Source organism: uncultured Massilia sp. (assembly GCF_913773735.1).
Classification (GTDB): domain Bacteria; phylum Pseudomonadota; class Gammaproteobacteria; order Burkholderiales; family Burkholderiaceae_D; genus Telluria.
Window position 1 is genome coordinate 34921 of sequence record NZ_CAJYEB010000001.1, and the last position, 13585, is coordinate 48505.

Sequence of the window (13585 nt, forward strand, 5' to 3'; positions counted from 1 at the left end):
GCGAGGAGACACCATGACCGCCGCACCACACGCCCATCCGGCGCCTCCTCGTCGCGCCATCGCGCCATGCCGGCCCCCCGCCGGCGGTAACATCGACACCGAGGACAATCCATGAGCCATTCCACTTCCCCCGACGTGATCCGCGCCATCGAGCGCGTCGATCCGGACCTGGTCGCGCAGGCGGCCGCGTATCCCTCCTCCATCCTGGCCGACGTCGCCGGCCGCCGCGGCGCCCTGTCCAGCCGCATCGCGCCGCTGGCGCCGACGATGCGCCTGGCCGGCCCCGCGCTGACGGTCGAGGTGCGCCCCGGCGACAACCTGATGATCCACGCCGCCATGGCGATCGCCAAGCCCGGCGACGTGCTGGTCATCGACGGCAAGGGCGACGAATCCTCGGCCCTGATGGGCGAGATCATGGTCTCGCAGTGCATGGCGGTCGGCATCGCCGGCGTGGTCATCTACGGCGCCGTGCGCGACACCGAGGCGATCCGCGAACTGGGCTTCCCGATGTACGCCATCGGCGCGAATCCGAACGGCCCGACCAAGCTGGTGCCGGGCCGCATCAACTGGCCGGTGTCGCTGGGCGGCACCGCCGTGCAGCCGGGCGACCTGGTGGTGGCCGACGCCGACGGCGTCGTCGTGGTCGAGAAGGACAAGGTGCCGGCCGTGCTGGCCGAGGCGGGCAAGAAGCTGGACTACGAGGCGAAGCGCCTGGCCGACATCCGCGGCGGCGGCGCGCTGCGTCCGGCCTGGCTGGACGGCGCCCTGCGCCAGGCCGGCGTGCTGGCCGAAGGAGAGACGCTGTGAGCGCCGTCCTCGAGCAGGTCGCGGCCCGCGACGCCGTGCTGGTGACCGGCGCCGACCTGGCCGAGCAGGCGCTGGCCCTGCTGGCCGGTTACGATGTGGTCTACGCCGGCAAGACGCCGGACGAGGAGGCGCTGGTCGCGCTGGCGCGCCAGCACCAGCCGGTGGCGATCATCGCGCGCTACGGCCGCATCACCGAACGCGTGCTGGCCGCCAGCGGCAAGCTGCGCGTGGTGTCCAAGCACGGCACCGGCATCGACACCATCGACGTCGACGCGGCCAAAGCGCGCGGCATCGCGGTCAGGGCGGCGGCCGGCGCCAACGCCCCGGCCGTGGCCGAACACACCTGGGCGCTGATCCTGGCCTGCGCCAAGGCCGTGCCCCAGCTCGACCGCCGCATGCACGACGGCCACTGGGACAAGGCCACCCACAAGAGCCTGGAACTGCGCGGGCGCACGCTGGGCCTGGTCGGCCTGGGCGCGATCGGGGCGCGCGTCGCCGCGGTCGGCCAGGCGCTGGGCATGCGCGTGATCGCCCACGACCCGTTCGCGCGCGCCACCCCGGAGGGCATCGACCTGCTGCCGCTGGCCGACGTGATCGCCGGCGCCGACGTGCTCTCGCTGCACTGCCCGCTGACGAAGGACAATGCCAACATGCTGAACGCGGACACGCTGGCCACCATGCGTCCCGGCGCCATCGTGGTGAACACGGCGCGCGGCGGCCTGATCGACGAGGCGGCACTGGCCGCCGCGCTGCGCAGCGGCGCGCTGCGCGCGGCGGGCCTGGACAGCTTCCAGGTCGAGCCGTTCGCCCCCGGCCACCCGTTCACCGGCATCGCCAACGCGATCCTGTCGCCGCACATCGGCGGCGTGACGGACGACGCCTACGTCGGCATGGGCACGGCCGCCGCGCAGAACGTGCTGGCGGTACTGGAGCAGCAAGCCTGACAACAACGACCCGGCAAAGCGCGCACCAAGACGCGCGCCAACGATTACAGTATCGGAGACGACCATGAACGACATCGACAAACAAGGCCCGGAGTACCAGCAGCGCCTGGAAGCGGACACCATCCGCAAGGTGACCTGGCGCCTGATTCCCTTCCTGATGGTGTGCTACCTGCTGGCACTCATCGACCGCGGCAACATCGGCATGGCCTCGCTGCAGATGAACCACGACCTCGGCCTCACGCCGAAGATGTTCGGTTTCGCCGGCAGCCTGTTCTTCATCGCCTATTTCATTTTCGAGGTGCCGAGCAACCTGGCGCTGCAGAAGTTCGGCGCGCGCAAGTGGATCGCCCGGATCATGATCACGTGGGGCCTGGCCTCGGCCGCCACCGCCATGGTGCAGGGCCAGAACTCGCTGTTCGTGATGCGCTTCATCCTGGGCGCGGCCGAAGCGGGCTTCTTCCCGGGCGTGCTGCTGTACCTCACCTTCTGGATCCCGTCCGCCTACCGCGCCCGCTTCGTGGCCATCTTCATGGTCGCGGTGCCGATGGCCAGCTTCGTCGGCTCGCCCCTGTCGGCCCTGCTGCTGCAGATCGACGGCTTCCTCGGCCTGCGCGGCTGGCACTGGCTGTTCATCCTGGAAGGCCTGCCCACCGCCGTCCTCGGCGTGGTCTGCCTGTTCTTCCTGACCGACCGCCCGGAACAGGCGCACTGGCTCAGCGCCGAACAGCGCGACTGGCTGGTCAAGCGCATGGCCAGCGAGCGCCAGGAACGCAAGGCCGCCCCCCACGTCTCGATCTGGAAGCTGTTCCGCAGTAAAGAGGTGCTGGGGATGGCCCTGGTCTGCGCCACCGCCTCGTCGGCCGGCACCGTGCTGGGCGTATGGCAGCCGCAGCTGATCAAGTCCTTCGGCCTCACCATCATGGAAACCGGCCTGGTCAATTCCGTGCCCTACGTGATCGCCGCGATCCTGATGGTGTGGTGGGGCCGCCATTCGGACCAGAAGCGCGAGCGCCGCTGGCATACCGTGATCCCGCTGGCGCTGATCTGCGGCGGCATGCTGGGCACCTTCGGCACCGCATCGCTGGCGCCGACCATCGTCATGCTGACCTGCGTGCTGGTGGGCGCCTATGCGTTCAAGGGACCGTTCTGGGCGCTGAGCTCGAGCTGGCTGTCGCCGGCTTCCGCGGCGGCCGGCCTGGCCGGCATCAACGCGGCGTCCAACCTGGTCGGCGGCGGCCTGATGGTCAATGCCTACGGCTGGATCAAGGCCGAGACGGGCAGCCATTCGCTGGCCCTGCTGCCGGTCGCCGTGCTGGCGCTGGCCAGCATCACCACCCTGCTGTCGCTGTCCAGCGACGCCCGCCAGGCGGCGCGCAACGCCGCCGCCAAGGCGGTCTAAGCGCCGGGGCGGCCCCGCCCGGGGCCGCCCTCTCCCGTTTTCACCGGCGCCACGCGGCGCAAGACCGCGCACGCCGATACCACACTATAAACGAGACAATGAAGACATCCTCCCTGCGGATGCTGGCGATCGCCGCCATGCTTCCCGCCAGCGCCTGCGCGCAATCCAACGTCACGATCTACGGCGCCATCGACGCCGGCCTGCGCTACCAGACCGACGTCGACGCGGCCGGCCGCAACCAGCTGACGGCCACCTCGGGCAACTCGTATTCGAACCGGCTGGGCTTTCGCGGCGAGGAAAGCCTCGGCAACGGCCTGACGGCGCGCTTCCGCCTCGAAAGCGGCTTCAACAGCAAGACCGGCGCGCTGGACAATACCAAGAACATGCTGTTCAACCGCACCGCGTCGGCCGGCATCGGCGGCAAGTGGGGCTACATCGACCTGGGCCGCCAGTACACGATCGGCTTTCGCACCGAACTGTTCCTCGACCCGTTCGACCACCACTTCACGCCCATCGTGCCCATCTCCTCGGGCGCCGGCACGTCCCTGCCCGCGGCGGCGACGGCGGCGGGCCTGGGCGCGTCCGCCTCGACCGGCACCCGCTTCAACAACGACGTCCAGTACACGGGCACCTTCGGCGCTCTGACGCTGCGCGCCGAACGCGCGCTGGGCGAGGATCCGGCGGATGCCGACCGGGGCTCGGCCAGCGCGGCCGGCTTCAGCTACGCCGGCACGCACCTGCTGGCGGCGGGCGCCTACACGCGCAAGGAAACCGCCGCCGGCTTCGCGAATCGCGCCTTCATCGTCGGCGGCGGCGTCAAGTGGAACGGCATCGTCGCCAAGGCGGGCCTGTCGCGCGAGCGCCAGGACACGGCCACGCAGGGCGTGCTGCAGCATGAGCTGCGCTTCGCCGGCGTGCGCCTGCCGGTGGCGCCGGCCCTCGCGCTCACCACCGGCATCTACCGCGCCGACTACGACAGCGCGGCGGGCGGCGGCCGGCGCAAGCTGTATATCGCCAGCCTCACCTATGCATTCTCGAAGCGCACCAACGTCTACGCCGAATTCGACGTCAACCGCTACGACGGGTTGCTGGTGCCGGCTTCGCAGCAGCACGGCCAGCGCGGCGTGTCGCTGGGCGTGATGCAGGCGTTCTGATCCTCCATGCGGGTGGCGTTTCGCATTATGGGAAATCGTTGCACTATCCGATTGCCAAAGGTCGTGCAATAATATAGCCCGTCCTATGTCTTATATAAGACTTAGTCGCAAGGCAACCTGGAACCGGGCGCCTTGGCGACCGCCACATCGGCGTCCGGGAGAGTATGATTTCGCGATCCGAGCGAACCGCGACCGGACAGTCGATGTTTTTGTTGAGTAACCGAACCCTTCCCGCACATCGAGGAACAAGCGTATGAGCAGTGATCAGACCATCATCTACACCCTGACCGACGAGGCGCCCCTGCTGGCCACCCATGCCTTCCTGCCCGTCATCGAAACCTTTGCCAAACCCGCTGGCATCACGATCGAAGAGAGCGATATCTCGGTCGCTGCGCGCATCCTCGCGGCCTTCCCGGAACGCCTGACCGAAGCACAGCGCGTGCCGGACGCGCTGTCCGAGCTGGGCAAGCTGACCCTGACGCCGGAAGCCAACATCATCAAGCTGCCGAACATCTCGGCATCGGTGGGCCAGCTGCAGGCCGCCATCAAGGAACTGCAGGGCAAGGGCTACGACCTGCCGGACTACCCGGCCGATCCGAAGACCGACGAAGAAAAGGACATCAAGGCCCGCTATGCCAAGTGCATCGGCTCGGCCGTGAACCCGGTCCTGCGCGAAGGTAACTCGGACCGCCGCGCGCCGAAGGCCGTCAAGGAATACGCCCGCAAGAACCCGCACTCGATGGGCGAATGGTCGGCCGCCTCGCGCACCCACGTGTCGCACATGACCCACGGCGACTTCTACCACGGCGAAAAGTCGATGACCCTGGACCGCGCGCGCGACGTGCGCATGGAACTGGTCACCAAGTCGGGCCAGACCGTCGTCCTGAAGCAGAAGGTCGCGCTCAAGGACGGCGAGATCATCGACTCGATGTTCATGAGCCGCAAGGCCCTGATCGCATTCTACGAACAGCAGATCGCCGACGCCAAGAAGACCGGCATGATGTTCTCGCTGCACGTCAAGGCGACCATGATGAAGGTCTCGCACCCGATCGTGTTCGGGCACGCCGTGCGCACCTTCTACAAGGAAGCCTTCGACAAGCACCAGGACACGCTGGACAGCCTGGGCGTGAACGTCAACAACGGCATGGCCGACCTGTACAACAAGATCGCCACCCTGCCGGAATCGCAGCGCGACGAGATCGTGCGCGACATCCACGCCTGCCAGGAACACCAGCCGGAACTGGCCATGGTCGACTCGGCCAAGGGCATCACCAACTTCCACTCGCCGAACGACGTGATCGTCGACGCGTCGATGCCGGCCATGATCCGCGCCGGCGGCAAGATGTACGGCGCCGACGGCCGCCTGAAGGAAGTCAAGGCCGTGCTGCCGGAATCGACCTTCGCCCGCATCTACCAGGAGATCATCAACTTCTGCAAGTGGCACGGCGCCTTCGACCCGCGCACCATGGGCACCGTCCCGAACGTCGGCCTGATGGCCCAGCAGGCCGAGGAGTACGGCTCGCACGACAAGACCTTCGAGATCGCCGAGGACGGCGTGGCCAACATCGTCGACATCGCCACCGGCGAAGTCCTGATGAGCCAGGACGTCGAGCAGGGCGACATCTGGCGCATGTGCCAGACCAAGGACGCGGCGATCCGCGACTGGGTCAAGCTGGCCGTGACCCGCGCGCGCAACTCGGGCATGACCGCCGTGTTCTGGCTGGACCCGTACCGTCCGCACGAGAACGAACTGATCAAGAAGGTCGAGACCTACCTGAAGGACCACGACACGTCGGGCCTGGACATCCAGATCATGTCGCAGGTGCGCGCGATGCGCTTCACGCTGGAACGCGTGGCGCGCGGCATCGACACCATCTCGGTCACCGGCAACATCCTGCGCGACTACCTGACCGACCTGTTCCCGATCCTGGAACTGGGCACCAGCGCCAAGATGCTGTCGATCGTCCCGCTGATGGCCGGCGGCGGCATGTACGAAACCGGCGCCGGCGGCTCGGCACCGAAGCACGTGCAGCAGCTGACCGAGGAAAACCACCTGCGCTGGGATTCGCTGGGCGAGTTCCTGGCACTGGCGGTGTCGCTGGAAGATCTGGGCATCAAGACCGGCAACGCGAAGGCGAAACTGCTGGCCAAGACCCTGGACGCCGCCACCGGCAAGCTGCTGGACAACCGCAAGTCGCCGTCGCCGAAGACCGGTGAGCTCGACAACCGCGGCAGCCAGTTCTACCTGTCGATGTACTGGGCCCAGGAACTGGCGCAGCAAGCCGAGGACGCCGAACTGGCCGCCTACTTCGCGCCGCTGGCCAAGTCCCTGCTCGATAACGAGCAGAAGATCGTCGCCGAACTGCTGGAAGTGCAAGGCAAGGCGGCCGACATCGGCGGCTACTACAAGCCGGACGCCGCCAAGGTGAAAGCCGTGATGCGTCCGAGCGCGACCTTCAACGCGGCGCTGGAATCCGTCGGCGCGTAATCACGCTCGACTGGCCCGATGGTCGTGAACCCCGGTACCACGCAGGTGTGGTACCGGGTTTTTCTTTTTGGAGTAGAAGAAAACGCGATGGACAGTGGTACTGCCAAAAATCTGGTGGATATCTAAGCCTCCTATTGAAAGAGGCTGATCGCTGATCCGCATGCTCCCGAAAGAAGAACGGTCACGCCACCTGCGCAAACCAGGCGGCATGATGGGCGACCTCGATGATTAGTCTGTCGTTAGCCGACCATTTACCAGATCAGCATGTCGTATTGCTGACTTGGCAATAGGCGATGGAGCGAGTAGTAGCGATAAGAAACTGCTAATCACCGTTTAAAATTGAAAACTCATATGCGCAATCGCGACGGACACCCCTGCAGCCAAGGTAATAACAACAACCACACTAATTGCCAATACTGTACCGATCCGATACTTATGGCAGGTCTTGATCAGTTGGTTAAACTCTTTGAGGAACGCTGGAGAAAGCGACGACTTCTCGAATGAATTCATATGCAACTCTCGAATAGGAATGTATGAGTAACAGCTCCGATATTCGGTCGTCACGATGAAGCAGTGTGTTCTTGATAGACGGAGCTGTCGCGTTACTACAAGCTCGCGTGTAACCCCGGCGGAAGGGCGTCGAAAGAAACACTCGCTTAACCCAGCGGAAGGGCATCGACGTTGCGGGAATAATTTTACATCAATTAATTCTATTGAAAACAAAAAATCTATAGAAGAATTTAAAATTTATAGAAACATTGAATCCCGTGTCAGGCACACATCTATATTAAGATCTGCGCCACTACGCTGTGAACATGCTGAATCCGGATAGCGTCAGCCCGGCGTGCGTCCATCGGCGCCGGCGGCATCGCCGACGATGATCCCGGCATCGGCGTCGTCCGGCGCGGCGGCGGGCGCCGCGTCGGCAGCCGCCATCACGATCCGCTGGCTCGGGAACGCCAGCGCGATCCCGGCGGCCTCCAGCCGCTCGTAGATTCCCAGCAGCAGCGCCTCGCGGATCACGACCTGGGTGTCGAAGTCGCGCACGTCGATGTACGCGAACACCTCGATGTTGAAGGAACGCTCGCCGATGCGTCCGAGCCGCGCGCGATGGCCCTGCGCCAGCTGCGGTTCCTGCGCCAGCACCTGCTGGACGATGGCGATGGCCTCCTTCAGCCGGGCGGACGGCGTGGCGTAATCCACCGCGATCACGGGATTGAACAGGAAGCGGTCGCGGTCGGCGAAATTCTCGATCTGGCGCGCCGACAGGTCGCCGTTGGGAATCGTGACCACGGTGCGCTCGCCGGTACGGATGCGGGTCGAACGGATGCCGACGTCCTCCACCGTGCCGACCACGTCGCCGACCTTGATGAAGTCGCCCACCTGCAGCGGCCGGTCGGCGATCACGGTGACGCTGCCGACCAGGTTCTCCACGGTCTTTTGCGCGCCGAGCGCCAGCGCGATACCGCCGATGCCCAGCGCCGCGATGCCGGTCGTGACGTCGATGCCGAAGGTGTCGAGGATGCCGATGCCGGAAAACACCAGCAGCAGCGCCTTGGCGGTGCGCCGCAGCAGCGTGATGACCGACACGATCTGGCGCCGCTGGCGCCGCTGCATGCGCGCGACGGCCAGGTCGGCGATGGCGTCGACCAGGCGCAGGCCGAACCAGACGAGCGCGACGACCGTGACGATGCCGGTGTAGCGCAGCAGGGTCTGGCGCGCGACGATCGCCACCGGCAGCCGGTCCGCCCAGGCATAGAACACGCCGACGGCGATCAGGAGGCTGACCGGCGGCAGCGCGGCTTCGAAGAAACGGTACAAACCGTTTTCAGCCGGGTTCGCGGCCAGCTTGCGCATGACGGCCACCAGCAGCGTCGACACGATCCACAGGCCGCCGAAGACCACGATCCCGACGCCCAGCAGGATGCCCCAGTCCCTGAGGGGCGCCCCGGCGACGATGTACTGTTCCTGTTCCGGCTCCTGCATCGCCGGCGTGCGCCTGGCGGCCGCCGCGACCTGGGCCAGCGTGTCGCTCGAGACGCGCCATACCTGCAGGTCGCCGTCCTTGCCGCGCTCGAGCAGGATCGGCACCTTCTTGCCCTGCATGACGATGTCGCCGACGTCTTCCTGGTCGAGCGGAAGATCGTCGTCCAGCCGGCCGCCCGGCTCGTTCGACAGCGCCGCGAACGGCTTGAACGAGCCGCCCTCGTCCAGCAGCGCATGGAAGGCACGCGCCTGGCCGATCGCGTTCAGGCGCTGGCGGCTGCTGGCCGCGGCGGGCAGGTCGAGGAACTGGACCACGCGGTCGTAGTCGAGCTCCCCCAGCGCCGCGATCAGGCCGGACACCATCGCGCGCGGCGTCTCGCGCTTGAGCGGATCGGACTGGACGGGCGCGGCGGGCGGGGCGGCGCCCCCCAGCAGGGCGGGAGCGGCGACGCCCGCGGGCGCCGGCGCGGCCAGCAACAGCAGTAGCAACAGCGGCAGCAACAGCGGCAGCAGGACCGGCAACGGGATCAGGAAGCGGTAGGAAAAACGCACGCGCACATCGACTCTTTCGGCTCTGGATACGAAAAGTCTAGCATCCGGGCGCGCCGGCGCCCGCACCGTTGACGCCGGCGGCACCCGGCGTCAGGAGGCGCGGCGCACTGCGTGCCGGCCCAGCGCGGCGAGGTCCAGCTCGCCGCTGCCCTGCGCCACCGCGTCCTGCAGCGTGGCCTGCAGCGTCGTGCCGAAGGCCAGCGGCAGGCCCTGGTCGCGGCCCGCCTCCACCGCCAGGCGCACGTCCTTCAGGCCCAGCGCCAGCTTGAAGCCCGCCGGGCTGTAGCGCTCCTCGGCGATCATGCCGCCATAGCCCTTGTAGACCGGCGAGCCGGCGAACAGCGTGCTGGTGACCAGGTCGATGAAGTCGGGCGCGGCGATGCCATGCGCGCCCGCCAGCGCGGCGCCTTCCCCGGTCGCCTCGACCGCGCACGCGAGCATCAGGTTGCACGCCAGCTTGACGGCATTGGCCTGTTCCGGCGCGCTGCCGAAGCGCCAGGTCTTCTGTCCGACCAGGTCGAGCAGCGGCTGCACGCGCGCCACCAGCTCGTCGCTGCCGCCGGCCAGGACGTTCAGCTTGCCGGCCGCGGCGACGTCGACGCGGCCCAGCACCGGCGCGGCCACGTAGCCGATGCCGCGTTCGACGTGCAGCGCCGCCATCTCGCGCGCGAACGCGACCGACACGGTGGCCATGTTGACGTGGATGCTGCCGGGCGCCATGGCGTCCAGCACGCCGCCGTCGAGCAATACGGCGCGCGTGGCGGCGTCGTCGGCGAGCATGGTGAACACGACGTCGGCGATGCCGCACTCGGCGGGCGTGGCGGCCGCCCTGGCGCCCTGGGCGACGAGCGCCCGCACGGGTTCCTGGCCGCGGTTCCAGACGTGGACGGGCTGGCCCGAACGCAGCAGGTGGGCGGCCATGTGCCGGCCCATGGCGCCCAGGCCGAGGAATGCGATGGTCATGGTGGTTCCTTTCGGGGTTGCGCAAGAAACGTCCATTAGACCAGCGATTCCGGATGCTTGCTTGCTGACGGCGAGCCGAGAAAATCCCCGCGCGCGATGCCGGGTGCCGGGGTGGACGCATCGCCCATACGCTGCGCCCATGACCGGTCGGCCACGGCAAGCCGCCCACGCGCACGCGTATTCCGGCGGGCGGACGCCGGCGCCGCGGCACGTGCCGCGCACGCCCCTGCTCCGGCGGGCCGGCTTGCTGTATGCTTGCGGGCCGGGCGGCGCCTTCCAGCCGCCCGGCTTTTCGTCCGGAGTCCCTGGCCATGCTGCTGGTCGCCCTTGCCTGCCTGATCCTGCTGGTCCTCACGACCGTCATCCACTACGAAGTGCTGCGCCTGGTCTCGGCCGGCCTGCCGCGCCTGCGCGTCGACCGGCGCGCGCGCCTCGTCTTCGTCATCTTCGGCGCCTTCGCGGCGCACGCGCTCGAGATCCTGCTGTACGGCGCCGCCTACTACATCCTGGCCAACCGCTTCGACGTCGGCGCCATGAACACCTGGTCCAAGCTGCCCTTTTCCGGCTGCGTCTACTTCTCGGCCGAGACCTACACCTCGCTCGGCTACGGCGACGTGGTGCCGCACGGCGACCTGCGCCTGCTGGCCGGCATGGAAGCGCTCAACGGCCTGCTGCTGATCGGGTGGACGACCTCGTACACCTTCCTGGCCATGCAGCGCCTGTGGGACGACGGGCGCGAGCCGCCGGCCCGGCCCTGAATCGTCACCGTTCCAGGATCGCGTCGAACGCCGCCGCCACCCGGTCCATGCCGGCCTGGGTGGGGTGGTAGGCGACCGGCTCCGGCCAGCCCGGCACCTGCGCCGGCTGGCGGCCCGTCACGTAGGCATCCGCCGAACAGGCATCGTGCCCGGCCGCGAGCGCGGCGGCGCGCACCAGGTCGATACCGTTGCGCCGCGCGGTGTCCTCGAACACCCGCGCCAGGCGCGCCGACGTGTCGCGCATGCGGCGCGCGTCGGCGTCCGTCATGGCCAGCGCCGCGCAGGTGGCGCCGCCGGCCGGCTCCGCCGGCAGGTAGCCGACCAGCACGATGCGCGCCGCAGGCGCGCGCCGGCGCACCTCGGCCACGACGCGGTCGAGCTTCTCCGGCAGGGCCGCCAGGCGCCGCTCGACGTCGGCCTCGCCGGTGATCTTGCAGGCGGCCTTCCCCGCCGCGCGGCACGACAGGCCGAACAGGTTGCCGACGTATTCGATGTCGTTGCCGCCGATGAGGACCGACACCAGCCGCGTGTCGCGCGTCACCGCCTCGACCTGCGCGGGAAAGCCGTGCTGGCCCTGCTCCAGGATGTTGTCGGTGGTGGCGCCGGAACAGGCGACGTCCACCAGGTCGAAGCCGTGGCGTTGCGCGACCGTGCGCGCATAATTGCTCATCGAGCGGCCGCAGCCGCCACTGGCCTTGTCGGGGACGCCGACGCCGGGGCCGGCGGCGTAGGAACTGCCCATCGATACGTAGCGCCCACCCTGGGCCTGGGCACCGTGCGCCACGCACGCCAGCGCCAGCGCCAGCAAGGCGGCGGCGATCCCATTCATGCTGCGGTTTCTCGTCATTGGTCGACTCGTTCGTTGTTCGGCGCCCCATCATAGCGCAAGGCCGGTCGCGCATCGCGGCGATGGCACCCCTCATCTTTGCGCGATCGTTGCCGATAAGGCAGCATGACTTCCCTTTCCTCCCTGTCGAACTGGTCGATCCCGCTGCGCCAGGCCGCGCCGCCGCCCGCCGTGTATCGCGCGGCCGCCGCCGCTGGCGGTGTCGCCGGCAATGTCGCCGGCAATGCCGCGCCGTCGGCCATCGTCAGCCTGAGCGCCGCCGGCCTGGCGGCCGCCCGCCAGGCCGGCGACGATGCCGTGGCGCCCGCGCCCCTGCCGATGACCACGGCGCAGCGCTTCCATGGCCTGGGCGCGGCCATGCTCGACAAGTTCGCGACCGGCGCGGCCATCGCGGTCGACCAGCAGGCCCTGCCAGGCGCGGTCGACGACAAGTTCACGCTGAGCGTCGTCACCGCGGCCGGCACGAAGGTCGACCTGGTGCTGGCCGACGTGGACGACGAGATGATCGTCCAGGCCAGCGCCGACGGCGCGCTCGGCGACGAGGAGCGCGCCGCCCTGGCCGGCCTGGCCAGGGGCTTCCAGGCCGCGATCGACGGCATGGCGTCGGGCGGATCGCAGGTGCGCCTGGACGGCCTGGCGGGCATCGACACGCGCCTGCTGCAATCGGTCGACTTCCACGCCGACGTGACGCTGCCGCTGGTCGCGGGCGGCGGCACGCAGTCGCTCGACTTCCATGCCGACGGCGAAAAGCGCAAGCTGGGCATCGCGGGGCCGTCCGGCACCGTCGACTTGTCCATCGACGCCGGCCAGCTGGAAAGCCTGGGAACCAAACGCCAGCAGCAAAAGGCGATCGACGGCTACCTGAAGCAGTTCGACGACGCCGCGGCGCGCGGCCATGCCGACGCCGGCCTGATGACGATGTTCCGCGACGCCTTCTCGAGCCTGAGCCACACGGCCACAGGCGACCGCCTGGACACGGCCGTGGCGCCGCCGGGCCGGCCCTGGTCGCTGTCGAAGGAAGACCATGCCGTGCTGACCGGGCTGGCCGATTTCAGCGCCACCGTGCGCCAGCCGCCGCGGTCGAGCAACCCCTTGCGCCCCGGCGAGGTGGACGGCTTTCGCTACGAGGTGGCGCAGCAGACGCGCAGCGACGGCGCGCGGCGCACCGACCGCACCGTCGCCCAGGTGCAGACAGCGCGCCTCGTCGCGCAATACCATGAACCGCTCGGGAAGGACGGGGCGCTCAGGCTCACGCCCGAGCCGGACGAGCAGAACTACGAATACCACGAGATCGACGACAGCGCGCGCAGCAGCGTGGAACTGGGCTACCGCGACGGCCGGCTGCGCACGGCCACGCTGGAACAGTCGGTGTCGCAGTCGGAGCGCACGCGCAAGTACGTGATGGGGCGGATGCTCTCCGATCACACCGTCCCGGCGGCGCACCGGCTGGAGCGCGACCTGGTGCGCGCGCTGGCGCCGTACCAGGCCAGCGACGGGCGCAGCATGGAGGAAGACAGCCGGGAAGACCGCGAAACGCGGCGCCAGGTGTCGCTCGATGCGCTCGGGGAGAATATGTTCCTGCTGGGGACGCGGCTGGCGCTGGCGGAGCGGGACAGGCAGTTGTAACGCGACGGCATGCCGGGCACCCCGTGCCCGCCGCAGCGCACGCCGGCAAAAAAAACCGGGA

General features: G+C 68.5%; 10 protein-coding genes. 7 read left to right on the forward strand and 3 right to left on the reverse strand.

Translation table 11 applies throughout. From position 1 onward, the window contains the following. Positions 1 to 111: 111 nt before the first annotated feature. The 5 genes from QZ749_RS00165 to QZ749_RS00185 all read left to right on the forward strand — a co-directional run bounded on the left by QZ749_RS00165 (position 112) and on the right by QZ749_RS00185 (position 6792). Positions 112 to 807, forward strand: coding sequence for an RraA family protein (locus QZ749_RS00165; protein ID WP_296942024.1), 696 nt, complete (start codon positions 112 to 114; stop codon positions 805 to 807). Beyond that, positions 804 to 1751 carry a hydroxyacid dehydrogenase gene (locus QZ749_RS00170; protein WP_296942026.1) on the forward strand — a complete coding sequence of 316 codons (948 nt, stop codon included), beginning with the start codon at positions 804 to 806 and terminating at the stop codon, positions 1749 to 1751. Before QZ749_RS00165 ends, QZ749_RS00170 begins: the two co-directional genes overlap by 4 nt. Before the next feature lie 64 nt (positions 1752 to 1815). After that, complete coding sequence (locus QZ749_RS00175; RefSeq protein WP_296942027.1) at positions 1816 to 3150, forward strand: MFS transporter; 1335 nt, start codon at positions 1816 to 1818, stop codon at positions 3148 to 3150. A 98-nt stretch (positions 3151 to 3248) separates the two neighbouring features. Further along, complete coding sequence (locus QZ749_RS00180; protein ID WP_296942029.1) at positions 3249 to 4304, forward strand: porin; 1056 nt, start codon at positions 3249 to 3251, stop codon at positions 4302 to 4304. Between the two features lie 253 nt (positions 4305 to 4557). Then, positions 4558 to 6792, forward strand: a complete 2235-nt coding sequence (locus tag QZ749_RS00185; RefSeq protein ID WP_296942031.1) for an NADP-dependent isocitrate dehydrogenase — start codon at positions 4558 to 4560, stop codon at positions 6790 to 6792. 834 nt (positions 6793 to 7626) lie between these two features. Here QZ749_RS00185 and QZ749_RS00190 read toward each other — a convergent pair. After that, on the reverse strand, positions 7627 to 9330 hold the full coding sequence (locus QZ749_RS00190) for a mechanosensitive ion channel family protein (protein ID WP_296942033.1): 1704 nt from the start codon (positions 9328 to 9330) through the stop codon (positions 7627 to 7629). A gap of 90 nt (positions 9331 to 9420) precedes the next feature. Further along, positions 9421 to 10293: an NAD(P)-dependent oxidoreductase gene (locus tag QZ749_RS00195; RefSeq protein ID WP_296942035.1), complete on the reverse strand. Its 873-nt coding sequence runs from the start codon at positions 10291 to 10293 to the stop codon at positions 9421 to 9423. A 311-nt stretch (positions 10294 to 10604) separates the two neighbouring features. Here QZ749_RS00195 and QZ749_RS00200 point away from each other — a divergent pair, with 311 nt between their 5' ends. Continuing rightward, positions 10605 to 11051, forward strand: a complete 447-nt coding sequence (locus QZ749_RS00200; RefSeq protein WP_296942037.1) for a potassium channel family protein — start codon at positions 10605 to 10607, stop codon at positions 11049 to 11051. A gap of 4 nt (positions 11052 to 11055) precedes the next feature. Here QZ749_RS00200 and QZ749_RS00205 read toward each other — a convergent pair whose 3' ends face one another. Beyond that, positions 11056 to 11880 carry an SGNH/GDSL hydrolase family protein gene (locus tag QZ749_RS00205; protein WP_296942039.1) on the reverse strand — a complete coding sequence of 275 codons (825 nt, stop codon included), beginning with the start codon at positions 11878 to 11880 and terminating at the stop codon, positions 11056 to 11058. Positions 11881 to 12003: 123 nt separating this feature from the next. Between QZ749_RS00205 and QZ749_RS00210 the strand changes: the two genes are divergently transcribed. Beyond that, a complete protein-coding gene (locus tag QZ749_RS00210) occupies positions 12004 to 13524 on the forward strand; it encodes a hypothetical protein (RefSeq protein WP_296942041.1) in 1521 nt (506 codons plus the stop codon). Positions 13525 to 13585: the final 61 nt, after the last annotated feature.